Origin of the sequence: Bariatricus sp. SGI.161, from assembly GCF_050313695.1 — a bacterium.
GTDB lineage: Bacteria > Bacillota > Clostridia > Lachnospirales > Lachnospiraceae > JAFBIX01.
This window is the reverse complement of the sequence record NZ_JBNPLX010000022.1, coordinates 14,350-38,228: the sequence shown is the minus strand read 5'-3', so window position 1 is coordinate 38,228 and position 23,879 is coordinate 14,350. Positions and strand designations below refer to the sequence as shown.

General features: G+C 40.0%; 22 protein-coding genes. All 22 read left to right on the top strand.

The window, feature by feature from the left end; translation table 11 throughout:
- Nucleotides 1-109: 109 nt before the first annotated feature.
- The 22 genes from addB (at nt 110) to ACQRBH_RS12630 (ending at nt 23,832) form a co-directional block, all read left to right on the top strand.
- On the top strand, nt 110-3,463 hold the full coding sequence (gene addB / locus ACQRBH_RS12735; RefSeq protein ID WP_427761964.1) for a helicase-exonuclease AddAB subunit AddB: 3,354 nt from the start codon (nt 110-112) through the stop codon (nt 3,461-3,463).
- 3 nt (nt 3,464-3,466) lie between these two features.
- Nucleotides 3,467-7,096: a helicase-exonuclease AddAB subunit AddA gene (gene addA, locus ACQRBH_RS12730; RefSeq protein ID WP_427761963.1), complete on the top strand. Its 3,630-nt coding sequence runs from the start codon at nt 3,467-3,469 to the stop codon at nt 7,094-7,096.
- Between the two features lie 236 nt (nt 7,097-7,332).
- A complete protein-coding gene (locus ACQRBH_RS12725) occupies nt 7,333-7,656 on the top strand; it encodes a PadR family transcriptional regulator (RefSeq protein WP_427743857.1) in 324 nt (107 codons plus the stop codon).
- Nucleotides 7,653-8,375 carry a DUF1700 domain-containing protein gene (locus ACQRBH_RS12720; protein ID WP_427743856.1) on the top strand — a complete coding sequence of 241 codons (723 nt, stop codon included), beginning with the start codon at nt 7,653-7,655 and terminating at the stop codon, nt 8,373-8,375. Before ACQRBH_RS12725 ends, ACQRBH_RS12720 begins: the two co-directional genes overlap by 4 nt.
- A 2-nt stretch (nt 8,376-8,377) precedes the next feature.
- Nucleotides 8,378-9,223 carry a DUF4097 family beta strand repeat-containing protein gene (locus ACQRBH_RS12715; RefSeq protein WP_427743855.1) on the top strand — a complete coding sequence of 282 codons (846 nt, stop codon included), beginning with the start codon at nt 8,378-8,380 and terminating at the stop codon, nt 9,221-9,223.
- 14 nt (nt 9,224-9,237) lie between these two features.
- On the top strand, nt 9,238-9,432 hold the full coding sequence (locus ACQRBH_RS12710) for a PspC domain-containing protein (protein WP_235233881.1): 195 nt from the start codon (nt 9,238-9,240) through the stop codon (nt 9,430-9,432).
- A gap of 123 nt (nt 9,433-9,555) precedes the next feature.
- Nucleotides 9,556-9,747, top strand: a complete 192-nt coding sequence (locus ACQRBH_RS12705) for a small, acid-soluble spore protein, alpha/beta type (protein WP_235233922.1) — start codon at nt 9,556-9,558, stop codon at nt 9,745-9,747.
- 101 nt (nt 9,748-9,848) lie between these two features.
- On the top strand, nt 9,849-10,523 hold the full coding sequence (locus tag ACQRBH_RS12700) for a WecB/TagA/CpsF family glycosyltransferase (protein WP_235233880.1): 675 nt from the start codon (nt 9,849-9,851) through the stop codon (nt 10,521-10,523).
- A 196-nt stretch (nt 10,524-10,719) separates the two neighbouring features.
- Nucleotides 10,720-11,808 carry a PucR family transcriptional regulator gene (locus ACQRBH_RS12695; RefSeq protein WP_235233981.1) on the top strand — a complete coding sequence of 363 codons (1,089 nt, stop codon included), beginning with the start codon at nt 10,720-10,722 and terminating at the stop codon, nt 11,806-11,808.
- A gap of 16 nt (nt 11,809-11,824) precedes the next feature.
- Nucleotides 11,825-12,511 carry a cell division ATP-binding protein FtsE gene (gene ftsE, locus ACQRBH_RS12690; RefSeq protein WP_235233982.1) on the top strand — a complete coding sequence of 229 codons (687 nt, stop codon included), beginning with the start codon at nt 11,825-11,827 and terminating at the stop codon, nt 12,509-12,511.
- On the top strand, nt 12,501-13,409 hold the full coding sequence (gene ftsX / locus ACQRBH_RS12685) for a permease-like cell division protein FtsX (RefSeq protein WP_427761962.1): 909 nt from the start codon (nt 12,501-12,503) through the stop codon (nt 13,407-13,409). The genes ftsE and ftsX overlap by 11 nt, the downstream gene beginning before the upstream one ends.
- Before the next feature lie 18 nt (nt 13,410-13,427).
- Complete coding sequence (locus ACQRBH_RS12680) at nt 13,428-14,537, top strand: murein hydrolase activator EnvC family protein (RefSeq protein WP_427743852.1); 1,110 nt, start codon at nt 13,428-13,430, stop codon at nt 14,535-14,537.
- 18 nt (nt 14,538-14,555) lie between these two features.
- Complete coding sequence (locus ACQRBH_RS12675; RefSeq protein ID WP_427743850.1) at nt 14,556-15,731, top strand: S41 family peptidase; 1,176 nt, start codon at nt 14,556-14,558, stop codon at nt 15,729-15,731.
- 162 nt (nt 15,732-15,893) lie between these two features.
- Nucleotides 15,894-17,171, top strand: coding sequence for a dihydroorotase (locus ACQRBH_RS12670; RefSeq protein ID WP_427761960.1), 1,278 nt, complete (start codon nt 15,894-15,896; stop codon nt 17,169-17,171).
- A 55-nt stretch (nt 17,172-17,226) separates the two neighbouring features.
- On the top strand, nt 17,227-18,144 hold the full coding sequence (gene pyrF, locus ACQRBH_RS12665; RefSeq protein ID WP_235233989.1) for an orotidine-5'-phosphate decarboxylase: 918 nt from the start codon (nt 17,227-17,229) through the stop codon (nt 18,142-18,144).
- A gap of 91 nt (nt 18,145-18,235) precedes the next feature.
- Entirely contained in the window at nt 18,236-19,018 is a 783-nt protein-coding gene (locus ACQRBH_RS12660) for a dihydroorotate dehydrogenase electron transfer subunit (protein WP_427761958.1), read from the top strand.
- Entirely contained in the window at nt 19,018-19,920 is a 903-nt protein-coding gene (locus tag ACQRBH_RS12655) for a dihydroorotate dehydrogenase (protein ID WP_427761957.1), read from the top strand. The genes ACQRBH_RS12660 and ACQRBH_RS12655 overlap by 1 nt, the downstream gene beginning before the upstream one ends.
- Before the next feature lie 126 nt (nt 19,921-20,046).
- A complete protein-coding gene (gene pyrE, locus ACQRBH_RS12650) occupies nt 20,047-20,727 on the top strand; it encodes an orotate phosphoribosyltransferase (RefSeq protein WP_235233992.1) in 681 nt (226 codons plus the stop codon).
- 17 nt (nt 20,728-20,744) lie between these two features.
- Nucleotides 20,745-20,897 (top strand): hypothetical protein, encoded by a 153-nt coding sequence (locus ACQRBH_RS12645; protein WP_235233993.1) that lies wholly within the window; start codon nt 20,745-20,747, stop codon nt 20,895-20,897.
- Between the two features lie 30 nt (nt 20,898-20,927).
- Nucleotides 20,928-21,413 carry a VanZ family protein gene (locus ACQRBH_RS12640; RefSeq protein WP_427743845.1) on the top strand — a complete coding sequence of 162 codons (486 nt, stop codon included), beginning with the start codon at nt 20,928-20,930 and terminating at the stop codon, nt 21,411-21,413.
- Nucleotides 21,376-21,771 (top strand): DUF6142 family protein, encoded by a 396-nt coding sequence (locus ACQRBH_RS12635; RefSeq protein ID WP_427761955.1) that lies wholly within the window; start codon nt 21,376-21,378, stop codon nt 21,769-21,771. The genes ACQRBH_RS12640 and ACQRBH_RS12635 overlap by 38 nt, the downstream gene beginning before the upstream one ends.
- A complete protein-coding gene (locus tag ACQRBH_RS12630; RefSeq protein WP_427743843.1) occupies nt 21,772-23,832 on the top strand; it encodes an aminopeptidase in 2,061 nt (686 codons plus the stop codon).
- Nucleotides 23,833-23,879: the final 47 nt, after the last annotated feature.

Sequence of the window (23,879 nt, the reverse complement as noted above, 5' to 3'; positions counted from 1 at the left end):
AGATAGTAGGGTCTGTCTGGCATCTGTCCGGCAGGCCTTTTCTATTGCCGTGCATCACTGATACAAGTGTGATATAATAAGCACAATAGCAATTCAGGGAGGGACAAGGATGTCTTTGCAATTTGTATTTGGGCCTTCTGGCTCTGGAAAATCACATGATTTATATCAGTACGTTATTGAAGAAGCCCGGAGATATCCGGAACGAAATTACATTGTTCTGGTGCCGGAGCAGTTTACTATGCAGACACAGAAGGATCTGGTGACGATGCATCCATGTCATGGAATTATGAATATTGATGTCCTGAGTTTTGGACGTCTTGCATATCGAGTGTTTGAGGAGACAGGTGGAGAGCCCCTTCCGGTATTGGATGATGAGGGAAAGAATCTAATTCTGCGAAAGATTGCGGGAGATTACGAGAATGAATTATGCGTTCTAAGAGGTAATATGAAAAAACTGGGATACATCAGTGAAGTAAAATCTGTTATCTCAGAGTTTACACAATATGACATTGGCGAAGAAGAGCTGGAACGGGTAATGGAGACGGCAGGTGAGCAGTCGAGACTTTATTATAAGTTAAAAGATATCCAGATTCTATATCGTGGATTCTCAGAATATCTGGAGAAAAAATACATTACCAAAGAGGAACTTTTAGATGCTCTGAGTAAGGTAATCTGCAGATCAGATATATTAAAGAATAGTATGATCGTGTTAGATGGATTCACGGGATTTACACCGGTACAGAATCGTTTGATATTGGAACTGCTCAGGCATTGCCGTAAAGTGATAGTGACAGTTACGATGGATGACCGTGAAAATCCATATGTCTATCAGCACCCATATCAGTTGTTTGCACTGAGTAAACATACGGTTACTACACTGATTCAGTTAGCTCAAGAGGAGAAAATTCCGATTGAAGAACCAATCTGTAAGTATGAAAAGCCGGTTTATCGTTTCCGTGAAAATGATGCTCTTGCGTTTTTGGAACGGAACTTGTTCCGTTATGGGAAAGATACATTTAGAAAAGAACAGGATTCGATAGGAATTCATGTTGCAAGAAATCCGAAAGAAGAAGCACTTGCTCTGGCAGGAGATATCCGGGCGCTGGTCAGACGAAAGGGATATCGTTACCGAGATATTGGAGTCATCGTAAGCAATATGGATGTGTACGGGGATTATCTGGAGCGGGCGTTTGAACTGTATGAGATACCGGTATTTATGGATCATAAGAGAAGTATCCTTTTGAATTCTTTTGTGGAGTATATTCGAAGCCTTTTGAATATGGCGGAACAGAATTTCTCCTACGAAAGTGTTTTTCGGTTTTTGCGCACGAATCTGGCAGGATTTACCTGTGATGAGATTGATGAATTAGAGAACTATGTGATTGGCCTGGGAATCAAAGGGTATAAGAAGTGGCAGGAAAAATGGGTACGTCGTCTGAAAGGTATGACGGAAGAAGAACTGGAACGTATGAATCATTTTCGCGTCCTTTTGGTGGAGAAGACAGATGCATTAATGTTTGTGTTAAAGCAACGAAAGAAAACGGTAAAGGATATTACCTTGGCGGTGTATGAGTTCGTGGTCCGTGAAGAACTGCAGCTGCGCCTAAAAAAGCAAGAAGAAGAATTTCAGGCGATGGGAGAGCTGGCTTTGGCAAAAGAATATGCACAGGTATATCGGATAGTAGTGGAGCTCTTTGATAAGTTTGTGGAATTGCTGGGGGATGAGCCAGTAAGTTTGAAGGAATACTGTGAATTGCTGGATGCCGGTCTGGAGGAAGCAAGAGTAGGGGTGATTCCTCCGAGTATAGATCAGGTTGTAGCTGGTGATGTGGAGCGTACCAGGTTAAAAGATATCAAAGCATTATTTTTCCTGGGGGCAAATGATACGCAGCTCCCGGGTGCATTGTTGCAGACAGGGTTATTATCTGAACGTGATCGAGAGAGTTTTCAACGAGAGAAGTTGGCATTATCGCCTGGAGGAAAAGAAAAAGCTTATATTCAGAAGTTTTATCTATATATGAACCTGACGAAACCCTCTGATAAATTGGAAGTCTATTATAGTAAAGTATCTTCCGATGGGAAAAGTATCCGCCCTTCTTATCTGATACAGGAATTGCGTAGAATATTTCCTCTCATGAAGCTTCAGGATGAAGAAGAAAAAGAGTTAAAACAGCGAGAGTTTACAGAAAAAATGGGGCTGGATTGTATCATCCGGGGAATGCAGGGAACAGGAAATGGCATGGATGATACATGGAAAGAATTGTATTCTTGGTATAGGAGAAATCCAAAGTGGCGCGAGAAGGTAGAAAGCTTATTGAATGCTGGATATTATCAGCGTCCGATGGATGGATTGACGGAAGAAGTTGCAAAAGGACTGTATGGGGAGAATTTTGAGACAAGTATTACAAGAATGGAGCGGTTCTCGGCCTGTGCATTTGCACATTTTCTTACATATGGTTTGAACTTACGGGAACGACAGCAGTATGAGTTTCAGGCAGTAGATCTCGGAAATATATGTCATAGTGCGTTGGAGAAGTATTCACAAAAAGTGGAGAGAGGACATAAGGACTGGGTATGTTTATCAGAAGATGAACAGAAGTATTATATAGAAGAAAGTGTGGAAGAAGCAATTACTGATTACGGGAATTCTGTTCTCTATAGTTCTTCCAGAGATGAATATATGATTGTCCGCATAAAACAAATGCTGGAACGAACGATATGGGCATTGACAAAGCAATTGGAGGCCGGAGATTTTCGGCCGTCCGCTTATGAGTTCCGATTTGCCAATGGAAAAATTGACCGGATAGATACCTGCGAGGATCAGGAGAAAGTTTATGTGAAAGTAGTGGACTATAAGACCGGAAGTCAGGCTTTTGATATCGTATCGTTGTATCATGGCCTTCAGCTACAATTGATGGTCTATATGGATGCCGCTGTAAAGATGGAAACCCAAAAGCATCCGGGAAAAGAAGTAATCCCATCGGGTGTGTTCTATTATCGGATTCAGGATCCATTGGTAGAAAAGCAGAAGAAAGAAGAAATCGAAGATGCACTTTTGAAAGAATTAAAACCAGATGGCATGATAAACCTAAGTGGCGATACGTTAGAGCATCTGGATCGTAAGAAAAATGGAGAATCACTTGCTGTTCCGGTAAAATATAACAAGAATGGGAGCCTTGCGAAAAGTTCCAAAGCGGTATCTGAGGAAGAATTTCAGATTATGATGCATCATGCTGTCCGGAAGATAGAAAAGACAAAGAGACAGATACTGGAAGGCAACACGGATGTGTCGCCTTATCGCAGAGGTCAGGAGACGGGCTGTGATTACTGTAAATATAAGCATGTCTGTGGTTTTGATACAAAGATACAAGGATATGCATATCGTGAGATAGGGAAAATGACTCAGGAAGAAGCAATTGCTGCGATGAAAGAAGAGACAAAAGCGTGGGAAGGAGAGGAATAGATCATGGGCGTGACATGGACGGAAGAACAGCAAAAAGTGATTGATCTGAGAAATCGGAATATCCTTGTCTCAGCAGCGGCTGGCTCTGGTAAAACAGCGGTTTTGGTAGAACGTATTATTACGATGCTGACAGCAGATGTGAATCCGATAGATGTTGATCAACTGTTGATCGTCACATTTACGGAAGCGGCAGCAGCTGAGATGAAAGAAAGAATTAGAAATGCGATAGAAAAAAAACTGGATGAATTTCCAGAGAATGAACATCTAAAGCAACAGGCAACTTTGATTCACAATGCTCATATTACTACGATACACAGCTTTTGTCTGTCTGTGATCCGAGATCATTTTCATGTGATTAATCTGGATCCTGGATTTCGCATTGGAGAAGAAGGAGAGCTGAAATTACTTCGTCAGGATGTTGTAAAAGAGATTCTGGAAGAAAAATATCAGCAAGGAAATCAGAGATTTTTGGATTTTTCTTTGTCATATGGAGGAGGCAAAAGTGATAAGAAGATAGAAGAGCTGATCTTGAAGATTTATGAATTTTCCAGAAGTTATCCAGATGCCAAAGAGTGGATAGAAAAATGTGTAAAAGCTTATCAGATAGAAGATCTTCAGGAACTGGAAGAATGTGATTATATTTGTTTCGCAATGAAGAATACAAGAAGCTATCTGGAAGAAGCTATGAAATTATTGGAGCAGGGAATCGCAATTTGCCAGACTGCAGATGGACCAGCGGTATATGAGACGACTCTTTTGAATGACAGTCAGGTTATTGAGAAATTGCGCTCTGCTGACACATTTGAGAAAATGACACAGGTATTTTCGGAAGTAAAGTGGGTGCGATTGGCGGTCAACAAAGACAAGATGGTATCAGAAGATAAAATAGAACAAGTAAAATCTATCCGAGAAGAAGTAAAAAAGATTGTAAAAGACCTGGAAGGACAGTATTTCTATCAGGATGTAAGGGATGTCCTGGAGGATATTCAGCTTTGCCGCCCGGCGATGGAGGAACTTGCGGAATTGGTACAGATATTCGCAGAGCGATTTGAGGAGAAAAAACGGGCGAAAAATATGATTGATTTCTCGGATATGGAGCAGTATGCTCTACAGATTCTGACGGAGAAGACAGAATATGGATTTTTGCCATCAGCAGCTGCCAGAGAATATCAGCAACAATTTTTTGAGATTATGATTGATGAGTATCAAGACAGTAACTTTATTCAGGAGACGATACTGACCAGCATCTCTAAGGCGTCTCAGGGACATTACAATATATTTATGGTAGGTGATGTGAAGCAGAGCATCTATCGCTTTCGTTTGTCCAGACCAGAACTTTTTATGGAGAAATTTCATACTTATAGTATGGAAGATAGTCAGACTCAGCGTGTTGATCTTCATAAAAACTTTCGAAGCAGGCGCGAGGTGTTGGACAGTGTGAATTTTATATTCAGACAGATTATGGTACATAATCTGGGAGGAATTACCTATGATGATCAGGCAGCTTTATATGCGGGAGCGGACTATAAAGAAGGTAAGAATCTGAAGACAGAAGTCCTGGTGATTGACAGTGATCTGGAATCATGGCAAGGAGCAGACGTTGAGTTAAAAGAGGTTACCAGGATAACAGAGAGAGAATTAGAGGCGCGGGCAATTGCGGGCAGAATTCGAGAACTGTTGGCCAGCCATCAGGTGATCGACAAAAAAACCGGTGAGTTTCGTCCGGTACGATATTCGGATATTGTAATTTTGACCCGCAGTGTGAAAGGATTTGCAGATGTATTTACAGAAGTTTTGAATCGACAAGGAATCCCGACATATGCAGGTACGCGAGAAGGGTATTTTGCAACGCAGGAAATAGGTGTTCTGTTGGATTATCTGAGAGTTTTGGATAATCGAAGACAGGATATTCCTCTGGCAGCAGTGTTAAGATCTCCTTTCGGTGAACTGACTGAAATGGAATTGGCATCTATCAAGAGCGTATATAGAGATAGTTCCTTTCATCAGGCAGTTACATCTTATTGTGCTGAGGGAAAAGATTCTGTGATTCGAGGAAAACTTGAAAAATGTCTGAAGAAGATGGATGAATTCAGGTCTATTCTGCCGTATACACCTATGCATGAACTTTTGTGGAAGATTCTCGAAGAGACTGGTTATGGTGATTATGTATCATCAATGCCCGGAGGAGAACAAAGAAGGGCGAATCTGGAGATGCTGGTTGAGAAAGCAAGAGCTTTTGAAGCCACTAGCTATAAAGGATTGTTTCATTTTGTCCGTTATATTGAGCAGCTTCAAAAATACGATGTGGATTATGGAGAGGCAAGTATTGAGGATGAGCAGTCAGATACCGTCCGTGTAATGACCATCCACAAAAGCAAAGGACTGGAATTCCCTGTCGTGTTTGTAGCTGGCTTAGGAAAGAAATTTAATATGCAGGATGCACGAAGCAGCGTGTCACTCCATGCCAAGATGGGGGTGGGACTGGATGCTGTTGATCTTGCGGCAAGAACCAAAAGCCCGAGTATCATAAAAAAAGTAATACAGAAAGAAGAAGCCTTAGACAGTCTGGGAGAAGAATTAAGGGTCTTGTATGTGGCACTTACCCGAGCAAAGGAAAAATTGATTCTTACGGGAACTATCTCGAATCTGGAAAAGAAAATGGCAGGGTACAAGATGGTGACTGAGCAGAAAGAAGATACGTTGTCATTCGAAAGATTAAGTAAAGCAGTAACTTATTGGGATTGGATTCTTCCTGCTATGCAGCGTCTGGGATCAGATGTTCCAATGGAGATGCGAATCTTAACAATTGAGGATATTGTACGTAACGAGGTGGAAGAAGAAACGGCTGGAAGACTTACCAGAACCATATTGGAAAACTGGGATACTCAGAAGATCTATGAAGAGGATGTTCATAAGACATTGCGGGAGCAGTTCAGTTATCAGTATCCATATATGGACAGCCGACAGCAAAAGCTGAAATTTACAGTGTCAGAATTAAAAAAGAGAAGCTATCTAAAGGAAAGTCTCGGAGAAGAGTTGGATGAATCAGGAGAACTTCTTTATGGGGAACCGGAAGTCGTGCCTCTTGTGCCTAGATTTTTGCAGGAAAAAGAGGAGTTAACGGGTGCTTCGCGTGGTACGGTATACCATCGGGTGATGGAGCTTCTGGATCTGTCGAAATCTTACGATACATTAACGTTACAATCTGCAATGGATGCTTATGTAGCAGACGGAAAGCTGGGACAAGATATGGCGGCATGTATCCGGACTGTGGACATAAAAGGATTTCTGGAATGCAGTGTGGGGCAGCGGATGAAAAAAGCCGCTGAGCTGGGGCATCTGTGGAAAGAACAGCCTTTTGTCCTCGGAGTAGATGCCCGAGAGATTTATCCGGAAGAGGAGGAGGGGGAGTTAATCCTTGTTCAGGGGATTATTGATGCGTATTTTGAAGAAGATGATGGTCTTGTTGTATTGGATTACAAGACAGATAAGATCTGCAGTCCAGACGAACTGGCTGAGAAATACCATGCGCAGCTCGATTATTATGCAAAAGCATTGGAGCAGATGACGCAAAAAAAAGTGAAAGAGAAGATCATCTATTCCTTTACGATGAAGAAGGAAATCGTTGTGTAGGAGAAAGTGTAGAGAGAGTACGGTGAGGAGTGGAGCTGGGCAGATGGTTCAGATGTCTTTCGCTAAGAATCCATAAAAAAGCAGGATAAAATTTCGCATGAGAATTTTATCCTGCTTTTTTAATACTTTCTACACAATATGTGTTGACAAACTATATTATACAACATATAATATAGGTATAAAAATAATATTGTATTTGTAAATAATATTATAAATCCCAGCAAAGGAGTGAGAATATGGTATTTAACACCGGAGCTGCTCTCCTGGATGCAATCGTTTTGGCGGTTGTTTCGAGAGAGAAGGAAGGAACTTATGGGTATAAGATTACTCAGGATGTAAGAAAGACGATCGAAGTATCGGAGTCAACTTTATATCCGGTGCTGAGAAGACTGCAGAAGGATGAATATCTGGAAGTATATGACAGGCAGTTTGATGGCCGGAACAGGCGATACTATAAAGTGACAGAAAAAGGAATGGTACAGTTGAATTTGTATCGGACAGAATGGAAAAATTATTCTGGAAAAATCAATGAATTGTTTGAGGGAGGTGTAACTGCATGAATCGCATAGAGTTTATGACAGAATTAGCTTCATTATTACAGGATGTACCTGTGGAGGAACGAAAAGAAGCGATGCAGTATTATAATGACTATTTTGATGATGCCGGAGAAGAGAATGAACAACAGGTTATTGAGGAACTGGGAGAACCGGCAACTGTCGCAGCCAATATCAAAGCCGATTTGAGAGGAGATTTCCAGGATGCCGGCGAGTATACTGAAAATGGATATACGGATGCAAGATATGAGCAGAAGAATATGCCGACAGAACGTGAGAGTCATAAAGAATCTCAAGAGGAGTATCGTGGCGGCTATCAAAGTTATGAAGAACAACGTCCGCCGAGAACCAGCAAAATATTAAAAATTATATTAATTATTGCAATCATTCTTATGGCGGGTCCAGTTATTATCCCCGTTGCGTTGGGAATAGCAGCATTGATTATTGGATGTGTAGTTGTGTTATTTGCAGTATTTGTAGCACTTGTTATTGCCTCTATTGCAGTTGTGATTGCAGGAGTATCTGTCTTCTGTGTGGGAATCATTAATCTTATTCCGGAATTAGCGATTGGTCTCGCTCTTGTTGGAACAGGATTGATTCTGTCTGTTCTTGGAGTGATAGCAACAGTGGCAAGTGTCAGACTTTGTATTATTGTGTTCCCAGGAATCTGTAGAGGAATTGTATGGCTTTGCAGAAAACCATTTCATAGAAGGGTGGTGGCGTAACGATGAGACGTGGCTGGAAGATATTCTGGATCGTGTGCGGAGTGACTGCCGGGATAGGTCTGGCATGTTGCGTGGCGGCATGGGGGCTTGGAGTTACGACAGAGGCATTGCATAGTAGATTCCCGAATGGAATTGGGTTTGGAGTGATTCATTGGGATGATGAATCAGAAGATGCAGGAGAATATATTGCGGAAGACATTCATCAATCTTTCCATGAAGTAAGAAAAATAAATGCAGAGATATTTGCAGGTGAAGTAGAGGTCCTGACATCGGACAGTGAAGATATAATCGTAGAGACAGACGGAATCAGTGAAAAATTGGGCTTTCGATGTTATATGGAGAATAATGAACTAAAACTAAGTACAAAAAAGAATCTGACACATATCAATCATATTGGAATTGGCACAATTCGAATCTATCTCCCAAAAGAAGCAAAACTGGGTGAAGTCTCTCTGGATATTGGCGCGGGAACATTATATGTGGAAGATGTATGCACAGAAAGTTTTTCGGTAGATGTTGGTGCCGGTGAGGCAGAGATTGATCATTTTTCAGCTGCGAAGGTTGATCTTAATTGTGATACTGGTTCTCTGACTGCCAGAGGAAGTGCGGATCTAGATATGGAGATTGAATGCGGTGTTGGTGAGATTCAGTACACTGCAGAGGGGGAAGAACATGAATTTAATTATGATATTGAATGTGGCATTGGAGAAATTATTTGCGGTGAAAACAGTTATTCTGGTCTGTCAGTAGAAAAACGGATTGATAACGGAGCAAATAAGGAGATGCAGATTGAATGTGGTGTTGGAAACGTTACTGTTGAATTTGAAGAAATGCATCATGAAGAATAAAGGAGGATATGAGTATGGAACCTAAAAAGTTATACCGTTCAAGAAAAAACAGAATGATCTGTGGAGTATGTGGAGGAATTGCAGAATATTTTAATATAGATCCCACATTAATCCGACTGGCATTGGTACTTTTTGCATGTACAGGAACAGGAATTCTGGCATATTTTATTGCGGCAATTATCATTCCGGATGAACCGGCCAATTATTAAGGGATGGAAAACGTCTTTCTGAGGAGAGACGTTTTCTTTTTGGTAAAAGTTTGGACTTCCTTCCAGTATATTCTAAAGAAAACAGGTCAATACTTATGAAAAATGAAAGGGGTATGCATGGATATGGAAGAAAAGAAGAAAAGTATTCGACTTGATGAGCTGACGCAAGATGAAAAATTAAAATATGAGATAGCAGAAGAATTGGGATTGTTGGATAAAGTCATGGAAGAAGGGTGGAAATCACTTTCTTCAAAAGAAACAGGGAAAATTGGCGGATTGATGACAAAAAAGAAAAAAGAGACAGGGAAAAAATGACAAAAATATTAACAAGTGTGAACATTTGGACATAAAGGTTGAAAAGAGAATATCCATTTGCTATAATCGAAAAACTGGAAGTAATTTATGCAGGTGAAAATATGGACAGTAAGATTAGAGTTTTAGATGTAGATATAGATCAATGTTCAGCAAAAGAAGCAATGAAAAAAGCAATGTCTTACCTGGAAACAGAGCCGGTCAGTGTAATTGAGACCGCAACAGTGGAAGGATTGATGCAGGTCGATGACATGCCGTCAGTTAAAGAAGCTGTCAGTAAGTTTGATCTGGTTTTGGCTGGAGATAAGACGATCCTTGAGGCGGCAGATATTACAGACCGCAAGTTTTTACAGGAAACAGAAGGTCAAGTTTTCTTAAAAATGTTTATGAGATATCTCCACAAGAATCATAAAAGAGTCTATCTTTTGGTGGAATCAGAAGAAGAAGGACAGGAGATGTATAATTATCTTCAACGCCATTATGGGGGTACACAGATTATTGGTATGGCAAAAGTATCTGCACAAAATCGTGCGGATGATATGCTGGTCAATGCAATCAATGGAGGAGAAGTGGATTGTATTCTTGCAACACTTTCCTCACCTCTTCAGGAAACATTTATTATAAAGAACAGATCCCTTTTGGATGCGCGCTTATGGGTAGGACTTGGAAAGAAAAACACACCTGTGAAACAAACCGGTTTTGGTCAAGGATGGCTGGGACAATTCTTTATCAGGCATCTATTTAAGAACGAGATGGAAAAAAGAAAACGAGAAAAATAACTTTTCGTCACTATGTACATGACAAAAAAATGGATAAATGAAAATAAACTTGAGGAAATCAACAAAAAAATGTGATTTCCTCTTTATTTTTTTGTCTATATATATTAATATATAGTCTAGTAATGTGTGTTTTTAGAATTATTGAGCCTATTTTATTGTGAAAAATGCATATTGAAATGAGTGGAGGAGATGGAATATGATATCTAATCAAATACTTCAAAATACAATTGAAGGATTGAAAGGGATTACACGTATTGACTTCTGCGTAATGGACACCGATGGTAAATCTCTTGCAAGTACATTTACAGAACAGGAAAATTATGAGGATGAAATAGTTTCATTCGTAGAATCTCCGGCTGACAGTCAGGTTGTTCAGGGGTATCAGTTCTTTAAGATTTTTGATGAACATCAGCTGGAGTATATACTTCTTGTTAATGGCGGCAGTGATGATGTATACATGGTGGGAAAGATTGCTGCATTTCAAATTCAGAATCTTTTGATTGCTTATAAAGAAAGATTTGATAAAGATAATTTTATCAAGAATTTGCTGCTGGATAATCTGTTATTAGTGGATATTTACAACCGTGCCAAAAAATTACATATTGACACGGAAGTAAGACGTGTTATCTTTATTATTGAGACAAAGCACGAAAAGGACAGTACTGCACTTGATAATGTGCGGAATCTGTTAGGAAACCGGGCGAAAGATTTTGTTACGGCAGTTGATGAGAAAAATATTATTGTCGTGAAAGAACTGGAGCCTAATGATGGTCATGTGGAATTGGAGAAGATTGCTCAGAATCTGTATAACCTTTTGACAGAGGAAGGAGAAGAGGGAGTCCTGATTGCATATGGAACCATCGTCAATGATATTAAAGAAGTATCCAAATCATACAAAGAAGCAAAACTTGCTCTGGATGTAGGAAAGATCTTCTTTAGTGAAAGGAATGTGATTGCATATAGTGCTTTGGGAATTGGACGTTTGATCTATCAATTACCGATTCCATTGTGCAAGATGTTCATACGTGAGATTTTTGAGGGGAAATCTCCAGATGATTTCGATGAGGAGACGTTAACTACGATTAACAAATTCTTCGAGAATAATCTGAACGTATCAGAGACATCCAGACAATTATATATTCATCGTAATACACTGGTGTATCGGCTGGATAAATTGCAGAAAAGTACCGGCTTGGATCTGCGTGTGTTTGAAGATGCAATTACCTTTAAGATTGCACTTATGGTTGTGAAGTATATGAATTATATGGAGTCGCTGGAGTATTAATAATCAGGAGGAAAATATGATTGAATTAAAAGAAGTAACGAAAGAGTACTCAAAAGGGGTTGCGGCCTTGAATGGTATAAATCTTACGATTGAACAAGGCGAATTTGTATTTATCGTAGGTGACAGCGGTTCTGGTAAATCAACTTTGATTAAGCTGATCATGAAAGAGCTTGAACCTACATCTGGAACTATTATTGTAAATGGTCAGAATCTGAATCGAATGAAACACAGAAAGATTCCGATGTATAGAAGAAATATTGGAGTTGTGTTCCAGGATTTCCGATTGCTGAAGGATAGAAATATATACGATAATATTGCATTTGCGCAGCGTGTAACAGAGACACCGACCAGAATTATCAAGAAGAAAGTACCGGCAGCATTGTCACTGGTTGGTTTAGCGCAGAAATATAAGTCATTTCCAAAAGAATTGTCCGGTGGTGAGCAGCAGCGTGTTGCGATTGCTAGAGCAATTGTAAATGAACCGGCGATTTTGTTGGCAGATGAGCCTACCGGTAACCTTGACCCGACAAATTCATGGGAGATTATGAAGTTGTTGGAGGAGGCGAATGACAGAGGAACGACCGTACTGGTAGTTACACATAACCAGGAGATTGTAAACGAGATGAAGAAGCGAGTTGTTACAATGAAAAAGGGAGTCATTGTAAGCGACGAGAAAAAAGGTGGGTATAATAATGAGAATTAGTACATTTGGATATTCGATGAAACAAGGGGTAAAGAACATAGGAAGAAATAAGATGTTTTCCGTTGCGTCTATTGCAACGATGGCAGCTTGTATTTTTCTGTTCGGACTTTTTTTCGCCATTGTTGTGAATTTTAATTATATGGTGGAAAAAGCAGAAGAAGGTGTAGCGATTACCGTCTTCTTTGATGAAGATGCATCTGATTCTACTAAAAAAGAGATAGGAAAGCAGCTTGAAAATGCGGAAGGTGTACTGGAAGTCAATTATGTAAGCGCAGATGATGCATGGGACAGCTTTAAAGAAGAATATTTTGGAGAATCCAGTGATCTTGCGGATGGATTTAAAAATGATAACCCGCTGGCAAGTTCTGATAACTATGAAGTGTATATGTCTGATGTGTCAAAGCAAAAAGATGTTGTAGAGTATGCAGAAAGTCTTGATGGGGTTCGTAAAGTTAATAAATCAGATGTAGTAGCTAAGACGTTGACTAGTGTCAATAAGTTGGTGGGATATATTTCTGCAGCAATTATCGCAATTTTACTTGCGGTTTCCATCTTCCTGATCAGCAATACAGTTACGATGGGTATTACAGTAAGGCGTGAAGAGATTGCGATTATGAAGTATATTGGTGCAAAGGATGGATTTGTCAGGGCACCATTTGTAATAGAAGGTTTGTTAATTGGAGCAATTGGAGCAATTATTCCTTTGGTTGCATTGTATTTTATGTATGATAAGGCTGTAAGTTATATCATGACTAAGTTCAGCCTCCTGAATAATATTGTAGATTTCCTTCCGGTAGTGGAGGTATATAAGACATTGCTTCCAGTTGGTATTGCTTTGGGAGTAGGAATCGGTTTTGTGGGAAGTTTCTTTACAATCCGTAAGCACTTGAAGGTATAATATCATAGGAGGTTACATATGATACGAAGAAAGAAGGCGCTTAGTTTTTTATTAGTGTTGGTATTGTGCCTTGGAATGGCGATTCAGGCGAATGCGACTGAAATCAGCGAAACGCAGAAAAAAGCGGAAGAGCTGGAAAAGAAGAAAAAAGATGCAGAGAAAGAAAAGCAGTCTTTGGAAAAACAGTTAGAGTCTATTGTCAGTGAGATGGAAGGGACAAAGACAAAGATTGAAGAGAAAGAAACAGAAATCAGTGCGAAAGAAGAAGAACTGATTCAGGCAAAGGTTGATGAAAATGATCAATACGAAAGCATGAAGAAAAGAATCAAGTACATGTATGAGAATGGAAATACACAGTTCGTTGAGATTTTGTGTGAGTCAAAAAGTATTGGTGAATTTCTGAACAATGCGGAATATATTACAACAATCTCAGAATACGACCGAACCATGCTGGTAGAGTTTCAGTCGGTTGTAAAGGATGTGGAAGAACAGGAAGCAGCGCTTCAGGCAGAATATGATGAACTGGAGACAATGCAGAATGATCTGATCACAAAGCAAGACAGTGTGACAGAGCTTATGGAAACCAAGGATGCCGAGATTGAACAGATTAGCAGTGATCTTGGTGATACAAAGGATAAGCTGTCAGAACTGCAGGCAGCTGCGGCAGCGGCAGAGCGTAAGCAACAGGAGAAGAACAGCGGGTACAGCAATAATGCGGGAGCATCTGTGATTACCGGAAATGGAACATTTACACATCCTTGTCCGGGATATACTTACATATCCAGTGAATTTGGATATCGAGAACAGCCGATTGCGGGAGCAAGTACGAATCATAAAGGAATGGATTTTGCGGCTCCGACAGGGACACCAATCTATGCAGCAGCGAGTGGAACTGTAACTTCAGCAAGTTATAGTGGGAATGCCGGAAATATGATCGTAATCAATCACGGAAATGGACTTCAGACTTATTATATGCATTGTAATTCGATGTATGTCAGAGCGGGACAGACGGTAAGTAAGGGACAGAATATCGGTGCAGTAGGAAGTACAGGAAATTCATCCGGACCACATCTGCATTTCCAGGTTATGCAGAATGGTACACCGGTGAATCCACGTAATTATCTGTAAGAATAAAGGTTGATATCAATGAAAGATAAAAAAAGTTTTGTTAAAGGGGCGCTTTTTGGCGCCCTTGCTATGTTGTTGATTGCAGGACTTGTATCCTGTGGATTAAAACTGGGTGACAGCAGTAGGGAAGCTGTTACCAGTGAGACGGAAGAAAAAATTGCAGAATTAAAGAAGTTAATTGATAAAAATTATTTACATGACGTAGATGAAGAAGAACTTCAGGAAGGAATATATAAAGGATATATTTCAGGATTGGATGATCCATACTCTGTGTATTATGATGAAGAAGAGACCAAATCTTTCTACGAAACAACGGAGGGAGAATATGACGGTATCGGTGCAGTACTGAGCCAGAATATGGATACTGGGATTATTACACTTGTTCAGATATATGATGATTCTCCGGCGATGAAGGCAGGACTTCAGGATGAGGATATTCTTTATAAGGTAGATAAAGAAGAAGTGACAGGAGAGGATCTGACGGAAGTAGTATCTCACATCAAAGGCGAGAAAGGAACTACCGTAGATATAACTGTGCTTCGGGGAGAAGAAAATGAGGAAGTAACGGTGACGGTAACTCGTGATACTATTCAGGCGCAGACAGTAGAATACCGTATGTTGGAAGACAATCTTGGATATATTGCAGTTTCAGAATTTGACAGTGTTACTTATGATCAATATCAACAGGCATTAGAAGATCTTCAGAATCAGGGAATGCAGGGACTGATTGTGGATTTGAGAAATAATCCAGGAGGTAATCTGAGTACCGTCTGCGATATGCTGGATCTGATGCTTCCGGAAGGATTGATTGTCTATACGGAAGATAAAGATGGAAATCGGCAGGAAATGACGTCTGATGATGAGCATCAATTTAATCTTCCGATGACTGTATTGATGAATGGAAATAGTGCCAGTGCATCTGAAATCTATGCTGGAGCTATCCAGGATTATGGGCTTGGAAAAATTGTTGGAACACAGTCTTATGGAAAGGGCGTTGTGCAGCAGATCTTTGATTTGAAAGATGGAACTTGCGTGAAACTGACGATTGCAGAGTATTTTACACCGAATGGAAGAAATATTAACGGTGAGGGTATTACCCCGGATGTGGAAGTAGAGTATGAAAAGGACGAAAATAACCCGGATGCAGATAATCAGCTTGAAAAAGCAATGGAAATCTTAAAGAGTGAATTGTAATAATTATACAAAGAGAAAGATACACGTTAAAAGGGAATGACCAAATTGGCATTCCCTTTTGGCATTCCATGTGATAAAATAAATTACAGTATGGAATGCTATATGGATATACTATTAATATGCTACTACCCAGTAGTGTAGACGACAGAAAGGACAATATATATGACGATTTTAATTCAGAATGGCCATGTAATTGACCCACTTACCAGAAAAGATGGATGTTATGATGTGCTGATTGAGAATGACCGAATCCAGAAAGTGGCAGAAAAGATTGAGAAAGAGGCAGATCGGGTCATTGATGCCAAAGGATGTTATGTAATGCCAGGATTTATTGATCTCCATGTGCATTTTAGAGATCCGGGGTTGGAATATAAAGAGACCCTTGAGACAGGTGGTAAGGCAGCCGTGAGGGGCGGTGTTACCACGGTGTGTGCTATGCCTAATACAAAACCGGTTATTGATAACGGGGACAAGGTTGCTGCAGTGCATGAAAGAGCAAAGAATGAATCTCTGTCCCATGTGATTCAGATTGGTGCGGTTACGCGGGAACAGAAAGGGCAGGAACTGGCAGATATAGAAGGAATGGCAAAGGCTGGATGCCATGCAATCAGTGAAGATGGCAAATCTGTGATGAATGCTTCTCTTTATAGAAAGGGAATGAAAATTGCAAAAGAAAATGGAATTGCAGTATTTGCTCACTGTGAAGACATTACCATGGTAGAAGGCGGCGTTATGAATGCAGATGAGAATGCCGAGCGTCTTGGACTAAGGGGAATTACTAATTCTGTAGAAGATGTGATTGTAGCGAGAGATATTTTGTTGGCAAAAGAAACGGGAGTAAGACTTCATCTATGTCACTGCTCGACAGCAGACAGTGTAAAAATGGTCAAATTAGCCAAAGAAGAGGGCCTTCCGGTAACTGGTGAGGTGTGTCCGCATCATTTTATCTTAAGTTCAGAAGATATCAAAGAAGATGATGGCAATTATAAGATGAATCCGCCACTTCGAAGTAAGGCGGATGTAGAAGCCCTAAGACAGGGACTGAAGGATGGCATTATGGATGTTATTTCCACAGATCATGCACCACATGCAGCAGAGGAAAAGAATAAGTCTATTGCAAAAGCTGCATTTGGAATCGTTGGGCTAGAGACATCTGCGGCACTTACTTATACTTCATTGGTAAAAACAGGACTCTTGAGTGTGATGGATATGGCCGAAAAGATGAGCTATAATCCTGCAAAGATCTTAGGATTGGATGAAAAAGGCTCTGTATCTGAAGGAAAGATTGCAGATGTTGTGATCTTTGACCCGGATAAGACATATAAGATTGATAAGAATACATTTGCATCAAAGGGTAAAAATACACCATTTGACGGATATGAAGTGACTGGTGAGGTTGCATATACACTTGTAGATGGCAAAGTAGTATATGAAAGATAGTCGGATTGAAATAAGATGATGATTGTATAATGAAGAAACTAGGAGGAATGAACAAGTGATTAACAAATTAGTAGCAAATATCAAAAGAACAGGAGCACCTATAGTAGTTGGGTTAGACCCGATGTTAAATTATGTACCGGAGCATGTGCAGAAAAAAGCATTTACAGAGTATGGTGAGACATTAGAAGGTGCTGCGGAAGCAATCTGGCAGTTTAACAAAGAAATCGTTGACAAAACTTATGATTTGATTCCGGCAGTGAAACCACAGATTGCAATGTATGAGCAATTTGGAATTCCAGGACTTCAGGCATTCAAGAAGACTGTAGATTATTGTAAAGAAAAAGGGTTGGTCGTAATTGGAGATATTAAACGAGGAGATATCGGTTCAACATCTGCTGCTTATGCAGTAGGACATCTTGGAAGAGTACAGGTGGGAAGCAACTCCTATGTTCCTTTCGATGAAGACTTCGCAACCGTAAATCCATATCTGGGATCTGACGGTGTGAATCCATTCTTAGACATATGTAAAGAAGAAAAGAAAGGTATCTTTGTTCTGGTCAAGACATCCAATCCATCTAGTGGAGAATTTCAAGATCAGTTAATTGACGGTCGTCCACTCTATGAGTTGGTAGGCGAGAAAGTGGCAGCCTGGGGAGCAGAAGCAATGGGAGAAGAATATAGTTACGTAGGAGCCGTAGTAGGAGCTACTTACCCAGAGATGGGAAAAATCCTTCGCAAAATTATGCCGAAAGCATATATTCTGGTTCCGGGCTATGGCGCACAAGGCGGAAAAGGCAAAGATCTCGTACATTTCTTCAACGAGGATGGCTTGGGAGCAATCGTAAATTCATCCAGAGGAATCATCGCTGCATATAAGCAAGAAAAATACGCCAAATACGGTGCAGAAGCATTCGGAGATGCATCCAGAGCGGCTGTAGAAGATATGATTGCAGATATCAAAAATGCTATGTAAGGGACGTAGTATTTTTTAAAAGGTCTACGTCCCTAACTAACAAATGGGGTGTACCCAAATGAAAAATGGGGTGTACCCGAAAGGAGAAAACATGGATATGAAGAAAGAAAATGCTGTGGTTGTATCTCAGGAGATGCTGGCGGATGGAATCTTCAGTATGTGGATTCAAACGGATGCGGCCCAGACTGCGAAGCCTGGTCAGTTTATATCGATGTATACGAGGGATGGGAGTAAGCTTCTTCCGCGACCGATCAGTATTTGTGAGATAAATAAGGCTGATGGACAACTTCGTGTGGTCTATCGTGTGACAGGGGAGAATACAGGAACAAAGCAGTTTTCTGAGTTGAAAGAAGGAGACGAGATTCCGGTGATTGGTCCTCTTGGAAATGGTTTTCCACTGGAAAAAGCGGAGGGAAAGAAAGCATTTCTGATGGGTGGAGGGATTGGCGTCCCACCAATCTTGGAACTGTCCAAGCAGTTATCCTGTGAGTGCAAGCAGATTGTGGTTGGTTATCGTGATGCGCATACGTTTTTGAAAGAAGAATTTGAACAGAACGGAAGTCTATATATATCTACCGAAGATGGAAGTGTTGGAACAAAGGGGAATGTTATGGATGCAATTCGTGAAAATGCATTGGAGGCAGAGATTATCTATGCTTGCGGACCAACACCGATGTTGCGCGCGATTAAGCAGTATGCGGAAGAAAATAAAATTGTATGCTATATTTCAATGGAAGAGAGAATGGCATGTGGAATCGGAGCATGTCTTGCATGTGTATGCCAGTCTAAGGAAAAGGATCATCACAGCAATGTGCATAATAAGAGAATCTGTAAAGATGGTCCGGTATTTCTGTCTACGGAGGTGGAAATCTAATGGATATGAAAGTAAATATTGCAGGTGTAGAGTGGAAGAATCCTGTGACAGTTGCTTCTGGAACTTTTGGCTCAGGTGCTGAGTTTTCTGAGTTTGTAGACTTGAATCAATTGGGAGCGGTAACGACCAAGGGGGTTGCCAATGTTCCATGGCCTGGTAATCCAACGCCAAGAGTGGCGGAAGTTTATGGCGGTATGATGAATGCAATTGGACTTCAGAATCCGGGAATGGATTTGTTCTGCGAACGAGATATCCCATTTTTAAGACAATATGATACAAAGATTATTGTAAATGTCTGTGGAAAATCTACAGAAGATTATTGTGAAGTGGTAGAGAGACTTGCGGATGAAGAGGTAGATATGCTGGAAATCAATATCTCTTGCCCGAATGTCAAGGAAGGTGGAATAGCATTTGGTCAGAATCCGAAAGCAGCAGAGGATATTACAAAAGCAGTGAAAAAATATGCAAAGCAGCCTGTTATCATGAAATTAAGTCCGAATGTAACGGATATTGCAGAGATGGCAAAAGCGGTAGAGGCAGGAGGAGCGGATGCCGTTTCATTGATTAATACTCTGACAGGAATGAAGATTGATATCCACAGAAAGACATTTGCCATTGCAAATAAAACTGGTGGAGTATCTGGGCCGATCGTGCATCCAATAGCAGTGCGTATGGTATATCAGGTGGCAAATGCAGTAAAAGTTCCGATTATAGGCATGGGTGGAATTTCATGCGCAGAAGATGCGATTGAAATGATCCTTGCCGGAGCAAGCGCGGTGTCTGTCGGAACTGCGAATTTTCATAATCCAGCAGTTACAATGGAGATTGTGGCTGGAATAGAAGATTATATGAAAAAAAATGGTTTTGAATCGGTTGAAGAGATGGTTGGAATTGTCAAATAAATATATAATATCCATATAAGGAAGGACTTATATGGATATTTTTTGTCTCCAGTTATTGGATTGAAAATGTGTGTCGGGTATGGTAAAATTGAAAAGAAATTTGTTGATATGGAGGTCTTAAGAATAATGGAAAGCTATAAGCAGGAATTTATCGAATTTATGGTAGAAAGCGATGTGCTCAAATTTGGAGAATTTACATTAAAGAGTGGAAGAAAATCCCCGTTTTTTATGAATGCGGGTGCTTATGTGACTGGTACACAGCTAAAAAAACTCGGTGAGTATTATGCCAAGGCAATCCATGATGCCTATGGAATGGATTTTGATGTGCTTTTTGGACCTGCATATAAAGGAATTCCGCTGGCAGTTGTAACAGCAATGGCATTCAGCGAGTTATATGGTAAAGAAGTACGTTACTGCTCAGATCGTAAGGAAGAAAAGGATCATGGAGCTGATAAAGGAAGTTTCCTTGGAAGTAAATTAAAAGATGGTGATCGTGTCATCATGATTGAGGATGTGACAACATCTGGAAAGTCTATGGAAGAGACGGTGCCAAAGGTTCGAGGCGCAGCGAATGTGGAGATTAAAGGATTGATGGTGTCTCTGAATCGTATGGAAGTTGGTAAGGGCGGAGAAAAATGTGCTCTGGATGAGATAAAAGATCTGTATGGATTTGAGACTGGTGCAATCGTAACAATGGAAGAAGTTGTGGATTATCTTTATAATAGAGAATGTCAGGGAAAAGTTATCATTGATGATACATTAAAAGCTGCAATTGACGCATATTATGAACAATATGGTGTGAAATAAGACCAGGAGGGAATCAGATGAACGAAAAGGTATATAAAGCAATGAATTTTGCAGGTGTAGCGAATATAGTTGTTGGTGTGATTGTAGCAATTATTGGGGTGACGGCAGGAATTATATCGATTGTAAGTGGAGCACGCTTACTGAAGGAGAAAAAAGGACTTACCTTTTAATTGGGTCCAGACTGAAAGGGTGCTATATTTTTGGAATTAAAGAGTAGAAAAAGAATCCGTATTCTCGGAAAGATATTATTTGTATTATATATTATGTTTATTATATACTTTCTGATATTTTCTGATTGGTACGGACGGACAGGAGAGATGCAGGAATATCATTATAATCTTGTGCTCTTTAAAGAAATCAATCGATTCTGGGAATACCGGAATCAGGTTGGTCTGTTCGCTATGTTTACTAATTTGTTTGGCAATGTAATTATCTTTATGCCTTTTGGATTCTTTATGCCCATGGCAAGCAAATACAGAAGCTTTCTGGCTACTGTATTCTACAGTTTTGGACTTAGTCTTTGTGTTGAAACATTTCAGCTGGTTACGAAAGTTGGAAGTTTTGATGTAGATGACCTCTTATTGAATACAATCGGAGGTCTTCTGGGATATGTTATATTTGTAATCTGTGCGGCAATAAGGAGAAGACATGTTTATAAGAAAAAAGGTAGTAACAGAAGAAGATAGGGCAAAAGCTGTTGCGAAAGCCAGAGAAAAACAGAGAAAAAAGATGATAAAGACCAAGTACGGACAGACACCACTTCGACATGCAAGAAAGGGTGTCTATTCGTGTTGCTATGCGGCAGTAGTGGCAATGCTGCTGTTGCTGATGATAAGCATTTCTTTTATTGGCAAAGGTGAGGTTGGTATTTTGATCGGATTTGTAGGATTGGGAACGATTGCATTATCCTTTATGGGGCTTGTATTAGGATTTCGCGGCCTAAAAGAAAGAGACAAAAATTACATAACGTGCAAGGTAGGGATCGGTGTAAATGCTGCGATACTTCTTGGACTGATTGGAATATTTATCAGGGGGCTTATATAGATGATAGAAGAAAGATATGAACTGGCAATTGGGCGGATCAAAGAGATGCGAGACGAAAAGGTTGTACAGCCACCTTTTCGAGAATTTTTTCAAAAGATGGCAGAATTTGTCATTATGCTGGATGAATTGAAGACGCAGATAGAATCAGGAGCATATGCTCAGTTCAAACTTAAAGAATTGGAAGAGTGGAATGAAAGGTTATATCAGGATATTCTTCCTCAACAATATAACACGAGCTATGCGAATCCATCCTATGCGGTGGAAATGCTTGGAGAAGGTTATGGACAGATTCTGAGTTTTTTGTATACAGAACTCAGAGCTGCTATAGTATATGTCTTTGAACAAAAGAAAGAGTATCTGGATATTTTATTTGAATTATTGATTGAAATTTATAATCAGTTTGAAGAAGAGCCGAATCTAAAAAATGTCAAAGAGACAATTTACTGGTATGCCAGTGATTATTGTGATGTATTTGCAGCAGATCGAATCTGCGAACAACTTGATCCTGCAGAATCGTTTGCGGTGGATATTATTATGAACAGTGATTTGAACAATGTGAATTACTTGTATCAATTTGGAGAATATATCAGCCACAATGAACTGCAGACTGCAAGACATCTTATGGAATTGGATGAAACGGTGATTCAAAAGATGGCAGATGTATACACAGAAGGTTACCGGATTGGGTTCATTAATACAGGCAAGGACCTTTCTAAAAAATCAATTGTCAATATTCGTTATGTTCTTGGATTCGAGAAGGTAGTGAAAAAAGCAATTGAAAATTTTGAAAAAATGGGATTAAAGCCTGTCATATATCGTTCTGGTGTGAGTGTCCTGACGAAACGTCAGCATCTGAAAATAGGATATTATGGCGCGATTGCTAATAAGCAGTATGAATATGATCATCGCAATGATCAGGCATTATTTTTGGATAAAAAGTTTATGGAACGCAAATTAGAAGTCATTCAGACTACGTATGAGCATCATAAAGAGCAGGCGGCACAATTTGCAGGTCCAGCCTGTATAGATATGTTTGGCGAGGAGCCTTTTTCACCAGGACAGAAAGAGGAGGTCATCCGACTTACGGACAGACAAGAAGAACTTGCACTTCAGTTTGACAGCCGACAGAGTCAGATTACGAATCAGTATATTCGCGGTGACGAGAGGAGTTTTACGATTATTGCCTATCCAGTGCCTGACATAGGAGAACAATATGACGAGATATTTGATGAGATTATCCGTATCAATACATTGGATGCCAAGACTTATGAGAAAGTGCAGCAGACGTTGATCGATGCACTGGATCAGGGAGAATATGTTCATATTCTGGGGGCTGATGGAAACAAGACAGATCTTAAGATTCAACTTCATTCGCTTCATGACCCGGATAAAGAGACTATATTTGAGAATTGTGTGGCAGATGTGAATATTCCGGTGGGAGAAGTCTTCACATCTCCTGTTTTGGAAGGAACCAATGGTGTGTTGCATGTGAGCAAGGTATATCTTAATGAATTACAGTATCAGGATCTAGAGATTACATTTGCCAATGGAATGATCGCAGACTATAATTGTAGAAATTTTGAAAGAGAACTAGAGAATAAAGAATATATTCGTGATAATATCCTTTATAAACATCCGACACTCCCGCTGGGGGAATTTGCAATTGGAACCAATACAACAGCCTATGTAGCAGCCAAAAAATATGGTATCGAGGAAAAAATGCCGATTCTGATTGCAGAAAAGATGGGACCTCATTTTGCAGTTGGAGATACTTGTTATAGCTGGAGTGAGGATATTAAGGTATATAATCCAAATGGGAAAGAGATTGTAGCAAAAGATAATTCGATATCTGCTTTAAGAAAAGAAGATGTTTCCAAGGCATATTTCCATTGCCATACAGACATTACGATTCCATATGAAGAATTGAAAAGTATTACAGTAGTGACAAAAAATGGAGAAGAGATTCTTCTGCTGGAAAATGGAAGATTTGTGTTGGAAGGAACAGAGATTCTGAATGAACCATTGAAAAATCTGGATAAATACGGTATAGTGAACGCATAGCAATGAACACCGACAGAATAGGATTCTTGAGGTGCTTATATAGCAAA

Excerpts from the sequence above, each read along its gene's own strand:
- ACQRBH_RS12725 (WP_427743857.1), top strand. The coding sequence starts at position 7,333 with ATGGTATTTAACACCGGAGCTGCTCTCCTGGATGCAATCGTTTTGGCG.
- ACQRBH_RS12710 (WP_235233881.1), top strand. The coding sequence starts at position 9,238 with ATGGAACCTAAAAAGTTATACCGTTCAAGAAAAAACAGAATGATCTGT.
- ACQRBH_RS12715 (WP_427743855.1), top strand. The coding sequence starts at position 8,378 with ATGAGACGTGGCTGGAAGATATTCTGGATCGTGTGCGGAGTGACTGCC.
- ACQRBH_RS12720 (WP_427743856.1), top strand. The coding sequence starts at position 7,653 with ATGAATCGCATAGAGTTTATGACAGAATTAGCTTCATTATTACAGGAT.
- ACQRBH_RS12660 (WP_427761958.1), top strand. The coding sequence starts at position 18,236 with ATGGATATGAAGAAAGAAAATGCTGTGGTTGTATCTCAGGAGATGCTG.
- ftsE (WP_235233982.1), top strand. The coding sequence starts at position 11,825 with ATGATTGAATTAAAAGAAGTAACGAAAGAGTACTCAAAAGGGGTTGCG.
- ACQRBH_RS12630 (WP_427743843.1), top strand. The coding sequence starts at position 21,772 with ATGATAGAAGAAAGATATGAACTGGCAATTGGGCGGATCAAAGAGATG.
- pyrE (WP_235233992.1), top strand. The coding sequence starts at position 20,047 with ATGGAAAGCTATAAGCAGGAATTTATCGAATTTATGGTAGAAAGCGAT.
- ACQRBH_RS12680 (WP_427743852.1), top strand. The coding sequence starts at position 13,428 with ATGATACGAAGAAAGAAGGCGCTTAGTTTTTTATTAGTGTTGGTATTG.
- ACQRBH_RS12695 (WP_235233981.1), top strand. The coding sequence starts at position 10,720 with ATGATATCTAATCAAATACTTCAAAATACAATTGAAGGATTGAAAGGG.
- addB (WP_427761964.1), top strand. The coding sequence starts at position 110 with ATGTCTTTGCAATTTGTATTTGGGCCTTCTGGCTCTGGAAAATCACAT.
- ACQRBH_RS12655 (WP_427761957.1), top strand. The coding sequence starts at position 19,018 with ATGGATATGAAAGTAAATATTGCAGGTGTAGAGTGGAAGAATCCTGTG.
- ACQRBH_RS12675 (WP_427743850.1), top strand. The coding sequence starts at position 14,556 with ATGAAAGATAAAAAAAGTTTTGTTAAAGGGGCGCTTTTTGGCGCCCTT.
- ACQRBH_RS12635 (WP_427761955.1), top strand. The coding sequence starts at position 21,376 with ATGTTTATAAGAAAAAAGGTAGTAACAGAAGAAGATAGGGCAAAAGCT.
- addA (WP_427761963.1), top strand. The coding sequence starts at position 3,467 with ATGGGCGTGACATGGACGGAAGAACAGCAAAAAGTGATTGATCTGAGA.
- ftsX (WP_427761962.1), top strand. The coding sequence starts at position 12,501 with ATGAGAATTAGTACATTTGGATATTCGATGAAACAAGGGGTAAAGAAC.
- ACQRBH_RS12670 (WP_427761960.1), top strand. The coding sequence starts at position 15,894 with ATGACGATTTTAATTCAGAATGGCCATGTAATTGACCCACTTACCAGA.
- ACQRBH_RS12705 (WP_235233922.1), top strand. The coding sequence starts at position 9,556 with ATGGAAGAAAAGAAGAAAAGTATTCGACTTGATGAGCTGACGCAAGAT.
- ACQRBH_RS12645 (WP_235233993.1), top strand. The coding sequence starts at position 20,745 with ATGAACGAAAAGGTATATAAAGCAATGAATTTTGCAGGTGTAGCGAAT.
- ACQRBH_RS12700 (WP_235233880.1), top strand. The coding sequence starts at position 9,849 with ATGGACAGTAAGATTAGAGTTTTAGATGTAGATATAGATCAATGTTCA.